13 protein-coding genes and 1 pseudogene are annotated in these 19,775 nt (G+C 57.6%); 6 read left to right on the top strand and 8 right to left on the bottom strand.

Annotation, left to right across the window (positions count from 1 at the left end; translation table 11 throughout):
• Positions 1 to 26: 26 nt before the first annotated feature.
• The 7 genes from ABH922_RS05445 to ABH922_RS05415 form a co-directional block, all read right to left on the bottom strand.
• Complete coding sequence (locus tag ABH922_RS05445) at positions 27 to 158, bottom strand: putative transporter small subunit (RefSeq protein WP_424805956.1); 132 nt, start codon at positions 156 to 158, stop codon at positions 27 to 29.
• A gap of 31 nt (positions 159 to 189) precedes the next feature.
• Positions 190 to 1,863 (bottom strand): sodium:solute symporter family protein, encoded by a 1,674-nt coding sequence (locus ABH922_RS05440; protein ID WP_424809574.1) that lies wholly within the window; start codon positions 1,861 to 1,863, stop codon positions 190 to 192.
• A gap of 2,844 nt (positions 1,864 to 4,707) precedes the next feature.
• Entirely contained in the window at positions 4,708 to 5,256 is a 549-nt protein-coding gene (locus tag ABH922_RS05435; RefSeq protein ID WP_424805955.1) for a hypothetical protein, read from the bottom strand.
• Positions 5,246 to 9,970 (bottom strand): putative T7SS-secreted protein, encoded by a 4,725-nt coding sequence (locus tag ABH922_RS05430; RefSeq protein WP_424805954.1) that lies wholly within the window; start codon positions 9,968 to 9,970, stop codon positions 5,246 to 5,248. The genes ABH922_RS05435 and ABH922_RS05430 overlap by 11 nt, the downstream gene beginning before the upstream one ends.
• On the bottom strand, positions 9,970 to 10,497 hold the full coding sequence (locus ABH922_RS05425) for a WXG100 family type VII secretion target (RefSeq protein ID WP_424805953.1): 528 nt from the start codon (positions 10,495 to 10,497) through the stop codon (positions 9,970 to 9,972). The genes ABH922_RS05430 and ABH922_RS05425 overlap by 1 nt, the downstream gene beginning before the upstream one ends.
• The gene (locus tag ABH922_RS05420; protein WP_424805952.1) at positions 10,494 to 10,874 is read right to left on the bottom strand and encodes an SseB family protein; all 381 of its coding nucleotides are present in this window, start codon (positions 10,872 to 10,874) and stop codon (positions 10,494 to 10,496) included. The genes ABH922_RS05425 and ABH922_RS05420 overlap by 4 nt, the downstream gene beginning before the upstream one ends.
• A gap of 145 nt (positions 10,875 to 11,019) precedes the next feature.
• Positions 11,020 to 11,472: a hypothetical protein gene (locus tag ABH922_RS05415; RefSeq protein ID WP_424805951.1), complete on the bottom strand. Its 453-nt coding sequence runs from the start codon at positions 11,470 to 11,472 to the stop codon at positions 11,020 to 11,022.
• A gap of 242 nt (positions 11,473 to 11,714) precedes the next feature.
• Between ABH922_RS05415 and ABH922_RS05410 the strand changes: the two genes are divergently transcribed.
• Positions 11,715 to 12,260 (top strand): T3SS (YopN, CesT) and YbjN peptide-binding chaperone 1, encoded by a 546-nt coding sequence (locus ABH922_RS05410; RefSeq protein ID WP_424805950.1) that lies wholly within the window; start codon positions 11,715 to 11,717, stop codon positions 12,258 to 12,260.
• 220 nt (positions 12,261 to 12,480) lie between these two features.
• Here the strand turns inward: ABH922_RS05410 and ABH922_RS05405 are convergent, their stop codons facing one another.
• The gene (locus ABH922_RS05405; RefSeq protein WP_424805949.1) at positions 12,481 to 12,882 is read right to left on the bottom strand and encodes a transposase; all 402 of its coding nucleotides are present in this window, start codon (positions 12,880 to 12,882) and stop codon (positions 12,481 to 12,483) included.
• Between the two features lie 113 nt (positions 12,883 to 12,995).
• Between ABH922_RS05405 and ABH922_RS05400 the strand changes: the two are divergent.
• The 5 genes and pseudogenes from ABH922_RS05400 to ABH922_RS05380 form a co-directional block, all read left to right on the top strand.
• A pseudogene (locus ABH922_RS05400) lies at positions 12,996 to 13,223 on the top strand (IS3 family transposase); the annotation flags it as partial.
• 51 nt (positions 13,224 to 13,274) lie between these two features.
• Positions 13,275 to 13,688, top strand: coding sequence for a hypothetical protein (locus tag ABH922_RS05395; RefSeq protein ID WP_424805948.1), 414 nt, complete (start codon positions 13,275 to 13,277; stop codon positions 13,686 to 13,688).
• A gap of 39 nt (positions 13,689 to 13,727) precedes the next feature.
• Positions 13,728 to 14,906 (top strand): DUF6361 family protein, encoded by a 1,179-nt coding sequence (locus ABH922_RS05390; protein WP_424805947.1) that lies wholly within the window; start codon positions 13,728 to 13,730, stop codon positions 14,904 to 14,906.
• Entirely contained in the window at positions 14,893 to 16,659 is a 1,767-nt protein-coding gene (locus tag ABH922_RS05385; RefSeq protein WP_424805946.1) for a phospholipase D family protein, read from the top strand. Before ABH922_RS05390 ends, ABH922_RS05385 begins: the two co-directional genes overlap by 14 nt.
• The gene (locus ABH922_RS05380; protein WP_424805945.1) at positions 16,656 to 19,775 is read left to right on the top strand and encodes a helicase-related protein; all 3,120 of its coding nucleotides are present in this window, start codon (positions 16,656 to 16,658) and stop codon (positions 19,773 to 19,775) included. Before ABH922_RS05385 ends, ABH922_RS05380 begins: the two co-directional genes overlap by 4 nt.

The following is a 19,775-nucleotide window of genomic DNA, read 5'->3' as shown; positions in this document are numbered from 1 at the left end:
CCCATGCAAGGGGCGGCGTCGTCGAGCTAGACCAGGTCTTCGCCGTTACGGCGAGCGGTCAGCCAGTCCTTGACGAAACCGCGACTGATCACGCCCAGAATCACGGCGACCAGTACCGGCCAGATCAGGACGTACACGGTCAACATCGCTGTACTCATAGGTGAACTCCTTCTGTCGGTCGACGTCGTGTCACCTGTTCGCTCCCACCGTCGGAAGATCGTCGCGGGGGTCCGCTTGGTTCGTCAACGGATCGAAGTCGCCGGTGCGCTGGTTGATCAGCGCGAAATCGAATGTGTCCTTCTGCCTGACGGACATGGCGAAGCAGACGACGGTACTGACCGCATAGGCCACCAGCGAGCCACTGAGGGTGGCGTAATCGTGCAGAGAACCGATGGCGAAGGGGGCCGAGAGCAGCGCGGCCAGTGCCCCGATGATCCTGGCGGCCCGTAATCCGAAGAACCCGAACGCCATCAAGCCTGCCACCACGCCGATACCGATCACCGAGACGATGTCGGTGAAGATACCCAGTACACCGTCCATCGAGACCCAAGCGAACCGAACCGGCAAGAACGCGGCCAGAGCCGCCAGTACCGACACCGTGAACGCCTTGTTGGTGACTTTTCCCCAGTAGAAGCTCGCAATGACAGGGAACACGAGTGCACCCCACAGAGCCCCCACGAAGACAAGTAGGTCCAGGATGCTCAGCTGCAAACTGGCCAACGCTATGGCCAACGCCGTTGCGACGATCATCGTCACTCGTCCCACCAGCAGCATCCGCCGCGGCTTGGCCTTGGCCTTGCCTGCGACGTTCTGTCCGTACACGTCGGTCATCATGATCGACGACAGAGCGGCCAGATCCGAATCCGCTGTCGACGACAACGCCCCGATGATCATGATGAAGAACACCGCCACCAACGCAGCGGGCAGGTACGACGCCGCCATCTGCGGGATCAAGTTGTTGACATCGCCGTCCATCGGCTCGATGCCGAGGTAGAGAGCGAGAACTCCCAGCATGCCGACGCCGATCACCGTTGCGCCGTAACCCACGGTTGCCGTGATGAAGGTCGGTTTGATGAGGTCGGAACGAACCGCGAAGAGTCGCTGCGCGATCGTTTGGTTGCCGATGGCATAGGCGAGCACCGCCGCGATGTACGGAGCACCTTGCTCGAGGAAGGCCACGCTCGAGAAGAAGTTGCTCTGCTCGTCCGTCAGATTGCTTGCGCCGCTTTCGAATGCGGTCGGGAATCCGGCGGAGAAGAAGATCACCGGTACCAAGATCACCACCGCGCCGAGCATTCCGATCAACTGCACGAAATCTGTCATCACCGACGCCCGGAATCCGGACCACAGCGTGTACAGCAGAACGCCCAGCGCGACCGTCACGACGCCCTGGATGAAGTTGAACGGCGACAGCATCGCGATCAGCAGGCCGCCGGCCAGGAAGTTCGACATCAGACTGATGACACTTCCCACGACGTTGGAACCCGCGAGCATCAGCTGGCTGGAGCGGCCGTGTCGCGCGTACATCACCTCGGCGAGAGTATGTGCTTTGGGCGCCACTTCACGGATCCGCTTGCCGAAGGGGTAGATGAACAGAATCATCAGTGCGCCCCACAGACCGTAGTGAATCGGTCCGGAAATGCCGTAGGTGTATCCCGATGTCGCGGACGCGTACATCGACGACGCCCAAATCCATGTCGCGGTCATACTCGCGGCGGAAATGCCGTAACCAAGCTTGTTTCCGGCGGTCATGAACCCGTCGGCGTTTTCCTGCTTCTTACCGATACGGAGTGAAATAAGAAAGGTTCCACCATAGAAAAAAACCAGCAACGCAATGATCACAAAAGCGCTGAACTGGACCATATCAGACCCTGTCACATGCCACTTCCTTCGCAACTAATCGGCAGAACTATGCGCAAAAATTCCGGCTAGGAATCTTTGCGCTTCAACTCTGCACGCCCTAGGAGTGGCCGGTAATCAATCTCTCGGCCACATATTCAATTATCATTCACATTCTCGCAGATCGAAAAGCCCGAACCTCCGTTTTTCGATACGCAATGCACCAGTTCCGCATATTGTCAATGCATCACAGCTCGAGGACATTTCAAGCTTTTGACTTGACCGTCTCGCGTAGCAACGAGATTCGACCCTAGCATGGTCTCGAATTTCGACCGGAAATTTCCGGGCCTGAATTCGTCCGAATATCGACGATTCCACGTCCGATAAATGCACTCTCACCAGGGTTTATAACAGATCAATATCGGATGGGACTTTGGGCACGATATGCGCGGATTTCGCAGGAAATGATTCCCGAAACCGAGGTCGGAACCATCACATGGCGGGTGACACTCTCGATGCCATTCGGACACTCCAACTTTCAGCCAACGTGGCGGGCGATCAGCCTGAATTTCGCCGGGACAGAGCCGTCAGGAATACCCTCATCTCACGCTCTTGACCAGTCGGCACATGGCTGTACCGGCTGTCGATTGTCAGGATCTTATCGGGCGTGCGCCGACAACCGTTCCAGGGCGGAAGGATCTCCGACTAATACAGTATTGAACGAAACAGGTCCAGGCCCCCAGTCTTTCGAAAGCCCGACCCGGTTCGACCAGTATCGAACGATGCCATTCAGGTGGCGAAGAAATGGTGCAATCTCTTCGGGTTCCTCGACGAGAACAGTGCCACAGTCTCGAATAACGGTTACATGCGAAGGCGCTGGAATACTGTCCACGATTCCATCAACTCACTGAACCCTGGCCAGTTGAAACCAAAGTAGCTCGGTAGTTCAAATTCATTTTGTAGGCGTAGAAGAGTTCGTCACGAGCCCTCATATCCGCGCCGGAAATACGATGCACTATCCGGCCGTCCGTCGGCAGTAACTCTGTCTCGATGCTACGAAATTCGCGGTCCTCCATCAGATGGACCCACGGACGATCAGGTGAATCAAGAATTGTCACGATCAAACACCTCCATACACAGTTTTCTACCGAGACTCGGAATCAGGAATTTTCGAACTTCGGCTTGATCCACACTGAATGTACTTGCCCATCCCGAAATCCGAGAGCAGTGTCGATGCAAAACTCCCAGATCTCCTCATCAATATCTACATAACTTCGAGTTATTCGCACCCAACCCGAGAATCGATCGAAATATGTTTCTATTTGACCGTGCTCCAGAATCCGAAACGGCATTCCACTTTCAAGTGGAGGGTTCGATCCGACCATGATCTCGCCGGATATTTTTCCGTGCGGAACAGCGGGGCCTTCCATCCAACCTATATTTGGATGATACCCAGAAGTATACATGGCACGTCCAGTTTTCAGGTCGATCTCGATCTCGAGGAAAGAGATCAACAAAGCGGAGCTTCCCTCCTTCCTGAGCCCAAGATTTTTATAGATTCCGTAGTTTTCAACATTGAACGAGTACTCATTTTCCTAACACACTGAAAGAAAAGGAAATATTTCACCCGCTACTTTTTCGAACCTTAAATTGCGCACGTTCGATATCCTCCATCACTTGAATTCGAGGTCGTTGAGAAAAATTCTCCCGTCTCCGTATGCGCCGGGTGATCATGCGAATCAAAACCTACAATCCGACTACGATCAAAAACCGGCGTGATCGATGGCATCGATCACGCCGCGACTCTGACAACAGAGGCACATATCTTGCAATGTTTAACACGCCCCCTGATCTTTGAGAGACTCCACGGCCGACAAGAATCTTTGTAAAATCTCCAGTATTTCACCACTTCGCCTGTCCGCAATAGGCTCACCATCTTGGACGTTGATAATCTCAAGTTCCATCCACATCCCACGAAGATCGTCAGCTTCTTCGAGCTCCGCATAGTCCGCATACTTTCGAGCTCATTGATCAGCAACGGATACCTGATACCAAAGGTCTGATAGTCTCGAATCGATTACTTCGTACGATCAACTGTGATTTGAAAGTTTGCCATACCCGCCCCTTATTCTGTTGAAGAACTCTGCCACCTGAGTTTATGACACTGAGTGCCCCTTTTGCTGAGGGATCAAAACCGCATCAACTTTTCCGTCAAATAGACCACGTTACATAAGGAATCACACGTGAAACATACATGCGCCGTGCCGATATTTTCACCGCAGGCACGTCTCTCGTAGCGAAGTAAACGACATCGTCAAAGCTCGGCAGCGCTCCACCGTACAAATCCCGAACACTATCCCAATTTGTCAAGACTTCTCAATTCTGGAGCCTCTCGCCGATATCTCATTCAAACTAATAGAGCGGTTACAATTTTCAACGGAGTTACCTCGTCCGTTTGCGCCACCAGTTCGATAGATTCGCGAAATTCACCAGTAATCTTCATCGTCAATCTTCCAAAGACTTGTAGACCTGAACTATCGACCGATTGAATGCCTGAAGCGACAAACACTAAGCGAACAGTGTCGCAACCATTTCGCCGGAGATGACTTCGGGTACTCGGCAAGGTCGAAGATAATTCTCATATTTGATCGATCGCCGCATACCTGAATCTGATGGATCACGACGTCATCGAGACCCGGAATATTTTTCTTGAAGATCGCGTGGATGGACTCCACTCGATCAACATAATCGATCCAACTCGAATCTTCCATAGAGAGCATCTTCCCTTGATAGCCAACAAGAAGCTACCGCCTTACCTAAACTTCATCGTCCGGTTGCCGATATTGAAAATTCGACATCTTGTCCAAATCATAACCGCGTTCCTGTTACCTCCACGTTCCGCTGCTCAAATATCGGCTTCACCCACAGCGAATGAAGCTCGTCATTCCTGAACCCAAGCGCTGCATCAACCGAGAACTTCCATATGTCATGATCTTCTTTCGAATCGTCCCTCGTCATGCGAACCCAACCTGTCGCGGAGTCGTAGATTGTTTCCATTTCATCATACTTCCAAAGACTAAATGGTATCCCTCCTTCAAATTCAGGATCTGCAGTAACATAAATTTCGCCCTCGATCATGCCGTAGGGGAATGCCGAAGCTCTTATCCAATCGTGATTGGGATGGTATCCGGAAACAAACATCGGCCGACCAGACTTAATATCTATCTCGATTTCCACATATGAAATGAGAATTGAGCTTGTTCCATACATGTGGTACTCCGGCCTTCGAGCAACCGCTCGATTATCTATATTAAACGATAGCTCCCCTTCAAGATAGACTGGAACAAATGGAAAAATTGACCCACTCTTTCGTGAATAATTTATCGACGCCACAATCCCCATCCTTTCATCTGTCAAACAGATAATGGTAGATAGTTTTACTTTCCATATGAATGCTTAGCGTAAATATTCCGGGCTTCCCGCCCAATGAACCTTCCACAATCCACGATAGTACCCCGGGACTTCCACGCAAATCTGGAACTGGTGCCACTGAATCGAGAATCATTTGCGTGAACTCCATAGATCTGACATATGGTCGTTGTGGATACAAGTCTCGACCGTAGTCCTCAACGTGACTTGCCACAGTTTTCGTCGATGACAGTTCACGCGCATCGAGTCCCCTGTTGTTCGGCAGTTCATCGCACGCCTCAGGGATCAATCCGAGCGGATCAATCCACCTCGTCGGGTTGCGGACATACGTATCAGGGTTGGGTGCAGGGGCAAGTCCCAACGGGTCCGAGGTGTTGAACCGTGCGGTGTTCGGGTTGTAGTAACGGTGCAGGTTGTAGTGTAAGCCGGTTTCTTCGTCGTGGTACTGGCCCGGGAAACGCAGCGGAGTGCTCACACCCTGCCAACTCGTCCGTCCCCACAAGGAGGTAACCGCAGATCCCGCTACAGTTCCGCTGGTCGGATCGACAAGGTCGGTAGGTGTGCCGATCAAGTCGGTGACGATCGCGAAGAATTCGGTATCAGTTGCCTGTGTGAGTGGCGTATGAGTTCCGGGTCTGTACGTCCAGCGCGTGGTTTCACGACTCGCGACCTGCTCGATCAGCGTGGTTCCGTGCCATACGAAACGAGTCTGATCAATCACAGACCCGACCGCGTCGCGCAGACTCTTGGTTGTTCGACGGCCCAGTCCGTCGTAGGTGTACTCCCACATCGAGCCATCCGGGGTCGTGACACCGGTCAACTGGTCAAAACCGTCGTAGCGGTAATGCCACACATCTGGCTTGTGTGACAGCCGTGTGGTCACCGTGCGAATCAATCGACCGGCCGCGTCGTACGAGTAGCGGTGTCTACCGTCGCGCACCAGGAGTGTGCCCCGATATTCGCGGCGCGCGGTGTCGCCCCCACCGACCGTAATGTTTCCCAAGGCGTCGTAGCTGTAGTGCTCTGACCTGTTGCCGGTGTACAGATCAGTTATGCGCCCGGCGGGATCCACTTCGTAGTCCCGCTCGATCGTGCCAAGCACTTCAGTAGCCGTCGTATGCCTGCTCAAAAATCGGTCGTCGCGGTAGCGGTAATCGTCGCGTCGAAGCAGCCTCGGCTCTGGCCTGGTGACAGGTCCTACGTCCATGTTCAACATCGACGCCGGGTGAGCTGTCACCGATTGAGACACAAGTTGGCCAACATCTGTGAACGTACGGCCGATCGCAAGCTCGTGTACGTTCCATGCCGTGAGTTGTCCGCGGGCATCGTGAGTGAAGCCGATCCGGTTGCCATCTGCGGTGAGAGTGCGCAATCGTTCCGTCAGATCCCATTGCCACCCGGTTGAGCTTCCGCTCGGACTGTCTCGATTGATCATGCGGCGCTCGATGTCATAACCGAACGTCAATGGCTGCTGATCATCCACGACTTCCCTGACAGGTAAACCGTCCACCGAGTATTCGACCGTCAGAGAATGGATGGAGTTGCTCTGCAACGCCGTGACTGCCGAGGTCATTCGACCTGCGAGATCGTGATCGAAAGTCCTGGACTCGCCGGCATCGGTGCTTACGGTGACAAGTTGTCCGAGCACGTCGTACGCATGCTTGCGCACTACACCGGTTGGCGGCGTGATAGTCGTGACTCGATCCATCACGTCATACGTGTACGTGGTGACTGCGCCGTTGAAGTCGACTTCCTCGATCAACCGGCCCGAGGGATCGTAGCGGTACATCCACACTCCACCAACAGGATTGGCCACGGAGGTAAGCCGACGTTCAGTGTCCCAGGTGTATGTTGTGACCGAACCGTCTGGATCGTGCTTGGATTCGAGGAGATCGAATGCTCCGTACACGTAGCGTGTTTCGGCACCGATCTGGTCTGTGTAGGTAAGCAGGTTGCCTTCGCCGTCGTGGAGCCATTGCCGAGTCGCACCGTCCGGATCCACCTGGGCGCAAAGCTTTCCCTCGACGCTCCAACGGTATTCGGTTCGTGCTCCATCCGGTTCGGTAACGGCAACTATTCTGCCGAATCCGTCTCTGTCCATCCGGGTGACCACTCCGAGTGCGTCGATCACAGCGATGGGCAGTCCTGCAGCATTGCAGTCGATCTCGGTGCGCGCACCCAACGGACTCACTGCAGTGACCGGAGCTCCGTCCTCGCGGTAGGTATACACGGTGCGGGCGCCGGTTTCATCGGTGGAGCTCGCAAGGTTGCCGGTATCCGGATCCCAACTGCGGCGCGTACTTGCCCCGTCAGGCGTGTGTACCGCGACGGGTTTGCGAGGACCCGCGTAGTCGACGGCGACGGCGCACCCGTCCGGCCGGATAATGCGGTCGACGTCGCCGTCCGGCGTGTAACTGTAGGAGGTGATCGCGCCGTCTGGCGCAACGATTCGCAGCGGCATACGCTGCGCGTTGAAATCTGTGTGCGTGTGCGCCCCGGACGGTGCCATCACATCTCGTAGCCGTAGGTCACTGTCGAAGCCGTGAACGGTGACAGCACCAGTCGAATTGGTGAATGTGGTGACGCGGCCTCGACCGTCAGGCATGTCCTCGTAGTCGAATCGGGAGTCGAGGACTCCTCCGGTTCCGTTCTGCCGGACAACACGGCCCCGTGTGTCGTAGGTGTTGAGCATGCGGTTGCCGTTCGAATCCGTCCAGGAGGTCATCCGGCCGTCGGCATCGTAGGTGAATCCAGTCGTTGCCCCGTCACCGTTGGTCTCGGCGCTGAGATGTCCTTCGTGGTAGGTGAATCGGCGAACTACAGTGCTCTCGTACTCGTCGCGCACCACCAGCGTGACGATTCGCCCGCCGACTGTCTCGATCAGAATCCGGTAACCACAGGAGTGAACAATCTCGTCGGGCTCACCAGAAATATTGTAGATAAACCGAATACGGTTCCCGTGACGGTCGGTCACCGCGCTGATTGCCAAATTTCCGTAGAGGAGATCTTGGCCGGACAGTGCCCGCTCGGGCGCGAAGTGCCAGCTGATCTCGCGTTGCGGGTCCTGGACCCGATATCCGCCGGTGTCGGTGCGAGTCAGCGGCCATAGTTGCCCGGACAACGGCATCACCTGCACGCCGGGTTCTGGATGTGGATAGGTCAGGAGCACTCCGTCCTCACCGACAAAAGTCACACCGCCGTCTTCGACCACCACCCGCATGTCAAGTGTGCTGCTCCACGTTCGACCGAACCAGCGTCCCTGCCGGTAATTGGATCGGTGGCGCCGGGTCAGGACAATCGGGAGGACGCCGGGGAGAGTGAGATCTGTTTGAGGAAGCAGAAATTCACCGGTCGCGACATCGACCGGGTCGGACGTGCAATCAGTTTGATCCGGAGTTCGATCAGAGTCGGGACCTGCTTCCTTCGACTCTTCTCCCACCCCGCGATCACTGTTCGAGCGCTCCTGCGCACCAGGACCGTCGTGTGCAGGCTCCGGCTGATGGCTGCCGCTCGATGATTCGGGATGTGCTGCCGGACGAGTCGGCACGTCATCGAGGCGTCGTGCCGCGGCTCCTGCCTCAGCTACTTCATCGGCAATACGGATCCCGTTCCGGCCCAGCGCTACCGCCCCGCCTGCACCACCCGTCGCCGCCGTGAGTACCGCATCACCTGTCACCGAACCGGCAAATTCGAACGGGTTCTTCGCGATTCCGGTGAACATCATGCTCACTGCAGCGGAGGGGTTGGCTGCAGCTGCGGTAACTCCCGCAACGATATCGCTCATCCCGGCCACATACTGAGCCGGGTGAGTCAGATTGTAGGTGTCGGTAGGGTTGATCTGGCGGGCGAAGGCAACTATCCCCGACAAGCTCCCGACAAGCCCTGAACGGAAATTTGCCGAGGCCAGATCACCGGCATCAACCAGGTCGGTGAGATTGGCGAGCATCCGCTGCGTGAAGGGTGGTTCGGCCGGGGCAGCTGCCACAGCCTGTTGAAGCGCACCTACTATCCGGTCGGCAATACCGTCTCGCTCGATCCGCGCGTCGGCGAGAATGCTTCGGGCTTCCTCCCGCATGGCTGTCCATGTGTCGTTCAGCGGGTTGGCCTGCTGCTGTTCGGCGTCCATCGCGTTGAATGCGGCAATCTGCGCTTTTGCCACCTGCGTCGCTTCGTTCCAGACGGCGATCGCGTCGGCTGCTCGGCCTTGGAGTGCTTCGACGGCATGCGCCCAGGACGTCAAGGCACTCGCGGCAGCAGTCATTGCAACCGCGCCGTCGAACCACAGTTGTGGCTGCTTGTCGTAGGCCGCATTGAAGGCATCGGCCCCATCGCCTTGCCAACCCTCGGCGTCTATCTGCCGCAATGCAGTACCGGTAGATCCGATACTCGCAGACAACGAGGTCAAAGTATCGCTTGCACCGATTATTGCCGAACTGTCCCCTCGAATAAGCTTTTTCGGTTCCTCGGTCTGACCGAGTTCGAGTTCGTCCACCTCCCCACCAGTCATGCTGGCAATCGAGTCTCCCAAGCTCGTGAGCGCACCGGCGAGCCCGTCGGCTCCTATACGATGCGCCTCGCCCGCCAGCGCATCCGTTCCCGCATCGATCACGCGACCGGCCGACTCGAGCCCACTTTCGACTGCGTCCTCGACCTTGCCACCGACTCTGTCGACAAAATCTCCGACGTTCTCGAGCCAGCCCATCAGCGTGCCCCCGGCGTCGCGATAGTGACAGAATCTCGACCGATGCTCTCGGCGTTCGTGGTGATGGTGCTCCACGCATCGGAAAACGATTCGGAGCTGTAGTCCGCGTTGAGCGTGCTGTTGTACTGATTGTCGGCGAAAGTCTCACCCCAACTGCGAGACCCGATGTCTTCGCTGCTCAGTCGAGGATCACCCGCAATGTTGGTCCACACAGTTTTCAGCATCGTGCTGTTGGTCTGCTCGACCGAATGGTACAGCCCTGCCGCGAGATCAAGCGCCTCCGCGATACTGTTCGCCGCCTGAACCAACGCCCGCACACCCCACGTCCACCTTTCGGTGAACTCCTCGAAGTTCTGCTGAACTCCGTGATGGCCGGCTTCCAATGTGGACAGCGCAAGATTGGCGAATCCTCTTCCCACTGATCCGGTTTCGCCGATACCCAGATCGGAGAGCGTGTCGACGATGGAATTGATTCCAGCCGCAGCGTCCACCAGAACCTGCGGATCGACGCCGAGGTTCTCGCTCATCGAGTACTGTCCAACGAACTCTCGTCCGGCGGGAAGGCCATCGGGATCTCGCCTGAGACATCGAGAAGCATTCCTGTCGGACCCGGCAAGGCCGGCAGTAGAGCGTCGAAGATCCGGTGCCCGAGCACCCACTGGAACTCGGCGTCAGCCCACAGCTCACGCGCCGCAAGGTAGCGGATGTACTGATCCTCGCTGGTAAACGCCAGAATCCAATCGATACCTCGAAGCGGCGTCACAACAACACGATCGTCGACAACAGGCACCAATAGGAGCGCGTCACGGACAGCGTTCGTCAAACCCACCGCACGCCCGAACCCCTGCCGGAACGCGTCGATCTCATCGATCAGATCGAACCGGACCCCAGCTGTCCCCACCATTGAAGCCCCCCGGCATCATTGACATCTGCGCCAAAGTATCAGACATGACAATGGTTGGCAGCGTGAGCACGCCGCCGAACCGATGCAGCAGCAAAACGTGTCCGGACCAAGACGAAGGGCCCCAAGCATCAGCACTTCGGAGCCCTTACCGGAGTTGATCGTCAGACGTTGAGATCGACGTCGCGACGGTCTTTGATCCGGGAGGTCGCAACAAACGAGACGGCGGGCAGTGCCATGAGGTAGATCGAATCGACAGCGAACTGCCCGTTCCCTCGAACAACGCCTCGGCGATCGTCGGTACAAATGCCCCACCGAGAATTGTGCCGATCGCGTACCCGACGGACGCTCCGCTGAATCGCACTGCAGCGGGCAACATTTCCACGTACAGAGCAGTGCGATACTCCGGATAGTGGCGGTGCACCAGGAACTTGTCCGGAACACGCTTGCCCAGAATCCCGTCACGGCGAACATCGTCGATAGCCTGGCCGGGCAGCGACGAATACGCGACGACATGTCCCTGCGGATGCATGAACGCGACAGCCCCACCGGTTGCTGCTGCAGTGGCGTCGGCAAGGGCCGAGAGGTCGTCTACCGTCACCGCTCCACGATACGACCGAGGTCTCCCCATTCAGCAATTCCCTACACCGTGAGTTCTACGCTTTGTCCGAACTCGACATGATCCCGTCATTCGCTGGTCGCGTCGGCCGACTACCGTGGACCCGGCATCTACCGCACCGCACCAGTGCCGGCTCGAACATGAGCCGGCGCAGAACACGAGGATTCATGAGCGAGCACGACACCACCGCCGACCAGCCGTTTCACATCGACGGAGCTCTTGCCGTGGCGACGGACGAGCGCGAGGAGCTGCTTCGCCTGACTACGCTGACCCTCACCGAACTGCTGGGAAGCGAGCCCGCCACCGATGACGACGGCGACATTGTGGTGCCCGTTCACGGCTTCGTGGTCTACGTGTCGGTCGCGGACGACGGCCCCCAGATCAACGTCTGGTCCTCGGTCCTCACCGGGCTCGGCAACCCCGCCCACGCGGCAACGCAGCTGATCGAGCTCGCTCAGGAATGGCCGCGCCTGCGCTTCAGTTTCAGCGGAGACCACCTCTTGGTCTCGACAATCCTCGACGCGGACCCCTTCGCGCCGCAGCACCTGCTCAACCTCATCGACGAGGTTCACGAGTTCACGCATGAACTCGACGACGATTTCGCCGAAGCTTTCGGCGGCTCCCTCGACTGCGATCCCGACGACGACAGCTATGCGGGCGAGTGTAACCCCGGTGGGTGCGACGGCGACTGCGATTGTGCGTGCGGCGATGATTCCGAAGCTGCTGACGGAGACCTCGGCCTGAAAGCGGCAGCCTCGAACCCCAGCTGACACTGCCACCCGAGATGCACGCGCCGTCTGTGATTCAAATTGTGCGCGTGCATCTCTGCACACTTCAAGGTCCGTGCCAAGGTTGCCGAGATGCACCGCATCTTCCACGTCCAGTCTGCCCACGTTGAAGGCCGTCTGCTCTTCACACTGCCGCCTTCGAAACCACCAAGATGTCGGCTTTACTCGAATCAGCCCATCAAGGACTGAATACAACTCCGATTCAGCCTCCGCGTTGTTGACGCCGAGTCTCACCAGCTATATCTTGCCGATCGCGACCACGAGGACGGCCGAGTGAGGTTCGGAGAATCACCCGCTGTCGACGCGCTTGAATCATTCGCCCCCAAAGTGGCCGTGAATACCAAGCGAAGATCGCCAACGAGGCATTCCGTTCGAGCAATACAACGGTCAGGATCGTGTTGGCCCGCCGCAACTCGCGGTTCTCCCGTTCCACCTGCGCGATCCGTTCGGCGTCGTCGGTTGTGGTTCCCGGGCGTACGCCGTCGTCGACCTCGGCACGTTTGACCCATGTCCGCAGCGCTTCAGGGTGCACATCGAGCTGATCGGCGATCCGCTCGAGCGCACCTGGCCGCGTCACCGGATCCCGACGGGCCTCGACTGCCATCCTCGTTGCGCGATCCTTGAGCTCGACGCTGCACTTCCGTGGTGCTGCCAGGCTCTCCGTCCCTCACAGGTTCGAGAGTGATGTGCCCTCCGACATACCCGGGGCGATTCACTCTCGCCGAGACTGTCTACGGCTACTACAAAGCTGAACTGATCTACGGACCAGCACATTGCGGACCATGGAAGACCATCGACGATGTTGAACTCGCGACCTTGTCCTGGGTGTATTGGCACAATCCCCAACGCCTCCACGGCTACTGCGACGATCTTCCGCCAGCAGAGTACGAACAGAGGTCGTACGCTACCGAACAGGGCAACCAGGCCCTGGCCAAAATCAAATAGCCAAAGTCTCCATCAGACCCAGAACGATTCAGTGAGCTGACCGACGAAGGCATGTGCAAACCTGGAGAGGCACTGAAAACCAACGAGTTCCACAACACCTATACGAAGCAGATGGCGGGGCTACTCGCACAGGTCGACAAGAGGGCTGACAGTCTCGCAGAGGAGCCCGATCAACAAATGTCCCCTGCCAAACGCCTTGAACGATCGATCGACAACGACAGCAACGAAGTCAGTGAAAGTCCTGTGGCGATATCCGCTCGGATCACGAAAAACGGCCCCAAGTACGCGCTGGCAGTTGGCCCCGCCGGCCGTCGCGGTCGAATCCCTGCACGCAGTGTCCACGATATCGTTGGTTCGACAAGACAAATCAATGTCGATACTGACTTGCATATCGGCGACGAGATACGAGTGGCAGTGGAGGAAACAGACGACGCACTCTACTATCACCCGACATCGATCGGTTGATCGATTGCACTTCGCATCGCCACACCCAGGAGCGCCGACTTGTCTCTGATCGCTTGGCTCGACACGTCCGACGAAGAAGAACGGAGTATGCGTGAGCTGGTGGCCCTTTTCAGCGAGCCGGGGACTCTGGACAACCTCGGTATCGGCCAGATTCGGGACGGGCTGGCCGATATGCTGTTTCCCGGAATCTCCACGGTGCAGACGCGGGCACGGTACCTCGTGTTGATTCCGTGGACGTTTCAGCGGGCAGCGCGACGGAATTCCGGCGTGGCACTTGTCAAGGCAGCAGACCGCGAACAGCGAGAAATACTCCTCGCGCTCCGCGAAGCCGGACACACTCAGGGCCTGATCGGCCGCGTCGCGGGCGCAGCCGTACGGGTACTCCCTTCTGCCATCTACTGGAATGCACTGCAGACGTACAAGATCCTGCGTCGTGAGACCCCTCCACAGCACCTGTTGCAAACAGGTCGATCCACAGCTGGCGAGGACGACGCATCACACAGTTCATCGTGGTCGACACTTCCACTGCCAGAATCCTTTCCGGACAACGTCGCCGTTCAAGGATTCGACCTGTCTGTTGCAGAGGCCAGTTGGATTCGTGAGCGGATGGTGTTGACCTGCGAGGGTTCACTGCTCGCCTATCTGCTGAGTCTGCCCGCCATGCCCGACTTGGATGTCGATTATCTCTGGGAGCTCCAACTCGGCGAGGCACCGCAAGATCTCCTCGATCTGGTCGAGGACGCCGAATTGTTTTCGCTGGCGTTGCTTGGGGCGTCGCTCCTCTACAACGTCATGGTAGGTGAGGCGTACGAACGGCTCGAATTGACGAGTGTGGAGAATCCAACGCAGTGGTACCGCGGCGAGCTCGAACGGTGGAGTGCACAGTACCGAAACGACGCACGTGCATTGATATGGGATCGACCGAGACTATGGCGCAGATTCCCCAACATCTCCCCTCGAACTCGACAATTTGTCGAGGACTGGATTGCAGGCGTCGACAATCTCCCGGTGGGCGCCTGTGCAGATACTGCCGAACTCCGAAAGCTGATCAGCAAACGTGAATTTCAGAACAAGGGTGCCCAGTCACGACTGACGAACGAGAAGCAAATCCGGCTCTGGCAAGGCGCGTCTGGAGCAAGTCGGCTCCAGTTCAGGTGGCCACAAGCAGCCCGGATACTCGACGACATCTCCGAAGGACTCGACAATGCTGGCGCCTGACGAACGAGCAACGCTGATCGATCAACTGAGACCACCTGTGGGTTCGAGACTCGACCACCTCGTGGGGACGACGTTCACTCTCGATCTGCAAGCCGCATTGATCCCCGCACTCGCCTTCGCCCCGTCAGCCTATGCGAGAGATCCACTGGCCATGCTCGCGTCGGTTCGTAGCTGCTGCGACTCGATAGACATCTTTCACCAGGCCGGTCGTATTCAAGTACCAGAGCGAACCAATGCGCTGATGGCATTTCTCGAACCTGCAGTTCACGCCGTCCGGAACCGTCCCGGAGCACTCTTTCACCCAAAGATATGGCTCGCTCGATACGTCGACGACGAAGGGTACGTCGCGTTCCGACTGCTCGTCCAAAGCCGAAATCTGACACGAGACAACTCCTGGGACATCATGGTCGCACTGGACGGCACATACGGGAGTGCTCGCAACCGGATGAACAATCCACTCAGGAGACTCTTGCAGTACCTGGCAGACGACGCCACGGTGACGCCGCTGTCGCAGATGAGAAGTGACCGTATCCGAGCTCTGGCAGACGATGTCAGGTATGCCGAATGGACGGCACCGGAAGGCTTTTCGGACATAACTTTCCATGTTTTCGGCGTGCCAGGCCACCGTGCATCACCAAATTTCGACGGAACTCGACATCTGGTGATATCACCGTTCCTCGGTGACGACGGTTTCGACACCGTCGTACCCGGCGAACGAGTCATTGCCAGCGTCGTCAGCCGGGCCGAGTCGTTGGAAAGGCTCCGCCCCGAAACCTTGAAATGGTTCAGCGACTCGTACGTACTCAACTCCGCCGCAGGCATTCCGGGCCCCGAGTCGGCGTCGACGAACATACTGGGCGGGTTACATGCCAAAGCATATGTAGTCGAATATAGTCATCAGGCAAAACTTTTCATCGGATCCGCAAACGCCACTGCCGCAGCATTCGGCAAGAACGTCGAGATTCTGGTTGAAATGACTGGACCGAAAATGAAGTTCGGCATCGACGCCCTCCTGGGAAATACCGGCCTGGGGCGCATCCTCAGCCCGTACGAGCCCTCCGGTGGAGTCGAGCAAGACGAAGCTGACGTCATCCGTCGCGAACTCGACAAGGCCTTGCAGGACATCGCATCGACACCGTTCACGGCGACAGTCCGGCCAGAGGGAGAGTACTTCGACCTCAGGATCGAATCTTCGCGACCGGTAACACTGCCCAGTGGATTCGCCGCGACGATCGAGCTCACTACCCGGCCCGGTTCCGCAGTGCACATCACCGCTTCCGGGAGCGTCGACTTCATCAGCCCTGGGCTGACGATGGTCGACATCATGCCATTCCTGGCCGTTCGTGTCTCCGCGCCTGGCGGGATGACCGGCAGCACAGTGGTGCTCGCAGATCTGATCGACGGACCGACGGAACGATTGGACGAGATTCTGGCCGCACAGCTGAGGAAGCCCGAGGACGTTGTACGTTTCATCGCACTGATGCTGACGATCTCTGCCGGAGGAGACAGCTCAGGTGGAGTCCTGGGCCAGATTGCTCAAGGCCGAACATCGTCATCAGGTTCAGCCTCCGGACTTCTCGAGGCCCTGCTCCTCGCCTTGACGACAGCACCTGCAGCACTGGAAGATATGAACGGATTCATTCTCCGACTACATCGTGACGGCGAGCGGCGTGACCTGTTGCCTCCGGGATTTCCCGCCTTGTGGTCAGACATTCAGGCTGCCGCGATCGAGCTGAACCGGAGGAACGCATGAACCAGGAGTTTCGCGCAGACTCGATACTTGCCGGTCTACGTGACTTTCAGCGTGACACGGTCGACCATGTGTTCGAGCAGTTCTACAAACCGGAACCGAATCGCCATTTCCTCGTTGCAGACGAAACGGGCCTGGGCAAGTCCATGGTGGCACGCGGAATTATCGCCCGCACAATAGAACACCTCCAGCACGGCGCTCCCGGAACCGAGATCAACATCGTCTACATCTGCTCCAACATCGATCTCGCTCGCCAGAATCTCGACCGTCTCAACGTGACCGGCAACAAGGACATCACCCATACCAGTCGCCTGACGTTGCTCGCCACCCACAATCGACGACTGGACTCGGCCGCAGACAATATTCGGGTACCGGTCAATCTTGTTTCCTTGACACCGGATACCTCATTCAAGACCGGACAGCGGACCGGTCGTTCGGACGAGAGACAATTATTGTTCCTGCTACTCGACCGCGAGTTTCGTTTCTCTCCCACACAGCGCCGAGCAGTGCTGACGATCCTTCAAGGCTCAGTCGCCTCCATGGAGAGCTTCGAGAAGGACGTCAACGCATTCGAGGAGCGATTCAGCGAGTCGATCAATCCGTCGATCGTGGAGGCATTTGCCGCAACCGTCAACGCCGGCGAGCCGTCCATCGCAGACCGGTTGTTCGACTTGATGGGGACTCCGTCCCATCGGGCTGCACGAGATTCCGAGGTCACGACACTCATCGCAGATCTTCGATACGAACTCGCACATGCCAGCGTGAATTCACTCGAGCCCGATCTTGTCATCATGGACGAATTTCAGCGCTTCACAGACCTTTTGGACGGTTCGACGAACGCCGGCGAACTCGCTCGTCACCTGTTCGGACATCACGGAACACGAGTCCTTCTACTGTCAGCAACTCCGTACAAACCTTTCACCGAAGCCGACGACGAGAACTCCGATCACTACTCGGACTTCACCAAAACCATCGATTTCCTCGCCGAAGGTTCACCGCAGGTCACGTCCGGCGATATCTCAGCCCTACTCGAGCAGTTCCGCCATGCCGTCATCGAGGATCTCGATGCTTCGAAGACAATGGCAGAGCTTCGAAAATTACTCCTGTCCTTGATGTGTCGCGTGGAACGCCCCTCGAATGCAGACCGAGCAATGGTCCACGAACGCCTGTCTACTGTGTCCGGAATCGCCCCACACGAACTACTCGGCTATGTCGCTCTCCGGCGACTCGCCCGAGAGCTCGACGCCCAGTTCAGCGTCGACTACTGGAAATCTGTCCCGTACTTCGTGAACTTCATGAACAACTACCAATTCGGTCGGAAATATGCAGAATCGGGGCGTGCAGCCCACAACGCGAACGTACGCCTACTCGACATCGACAAAATCGATGTTTCAGCAGTGCGCAGGTTCGGTGAGCTCGAGGCCGGCAACGCCCGGGCCCGGAAATTCCGTAACGACACTGTCGACAATGGGTGGGAAAAACTCTTGTGGATCCCGCCCAGCCTTCCCTATCTCACCACAGGAGGGCCGTTTTCAGATCCCGACCTTGTCCAGACAACCAAACGGCTGGTGTTCTCCACCTGGTCTTCGACACCGCCTGCTTTATCCGCCGTACTGAGCTACCACGCGGAACACCGTTTGATGCAGGGGCATTCACCAGTGGTGCCCAATGATTCCGACAGCCTCCGCGCGATAGGCTCTCCGCTCGACTACCGCAGTTCCAGCCCGCAGATGACCACCCTCGCGCTTTTCTGGCCGATGCCAGACCTCGCGAAGCTCGCCGACCCTTTGGAAGCGACACGCGATCACGCCGATCCTGTTGATACTCCGAGATTCGAATCTTCAGTGGTAGAACGGCTTCGATCAATCCTTCCACCTGAACGTGATACATCCACATCGACGAACTCTCAACACTTCTACTGGTCCTGGCCTATGCACGTCGAACGAACGACTCTGGATATATTCGACTTCACCGCGGATGAGCCCGGTTGGCTGCGGCGCGTCCTTCAGGCACACCACTACTCGGACAACGAACCCACCGACGAATCCAACAATCTCGACCCCTTTCTCACGCTTGCCGACAGTGCCGGCTTGCTGGCGGACGGACCAGTGCCGCCCGACCTCGCCGAGGTGTCCGCGAAGCTCGCAGCGCACTCACCCGCGAACTGCTCGTGGCGCGCGCTGAAACGCCTACGGATCTCGCCGGATGTCTCGGAAGGTGATATTTGGGGCGCGGCGGCCACTCTTGCATCGGGTCTGAGATCAACCTTCAATCGCTGGCAGTCAGTCGTCCTTCTCCGGCAGCTCTACCCAAACCTCCCGTATTGGAGACAAGTTCTTCAGTACTGTGCAGACGGCAACCTTCAGGCGGTACTCGACGAATACCTCGGACAGCTGACGCCAACCCACGACAGTGAACCTCTCGACGTCGACCAGCTGTACGACATAGCCAACTCCGCTGCGCGAGCAATGTCTCTTCGGGTCGGGCAGAGCCTCTCGCACGATCCGCTCGACGAAGCCGACGACATTCGATTTCGCACTCATCTCGCCGTCCAGTACGGAGGTACCTCGGACAGGGACGACTCGCGTCGTCCGGCTGACGTACGGCATGCATTCAACAGCCCGTTCTGGCCGTTCATAATCATATCGACCAGCGCCGGGCAGGAAGGCATCGATTTCCATCCGTGGTGCCATCACGTCGTGCACTGGAATACACCGTCCAATCCCGTCGACTTCGAACAGCGCGACGGACGCGTCAACCGTTTTCGTGGGCATGCGGTGCGTCGAAATCTCGTCGAACGTCATCGCATCAGCATCCTGGGTGCACGTGATGTCCACCCCTGGAGTGTTGCGTACACCATTCCGAAAGGCGGACTCGGCGGGATGGTGCCGGATTGGATCTACGACGGATCACACAAGGTGATCCGAGAACTCATGCCATACGAATTGAGTGCGGACACACCTAGGCTGAACCGAGCCAAGGAAGGCGTTGCTCTGTACCGCCTTGCATTCGGCCAACCACGGCAAGAGGACTTGATAGAACTACTCCGCCATCGGAACGTCGACGCCGAAGCGGCCGAGAGCATGCGCCTCGACCTCCGCCCACCCCGCCGTGGGTGA

The organism is Rhodococcus sp. 27YEA15 (assembly GCF_049739425.1).
In the GTDB taxonomy this organism is placed as follows: domain Bacteria; phylum Actinomycetota; class Actinomycetes; order Mycobacteriales; family Mycobacteriaceae; genus Rhodococcus_F.
Note: the sequence above shows the minus strand (reverse complement) of the source record. Positions and strands in the feature narration are given on the sequence as shown.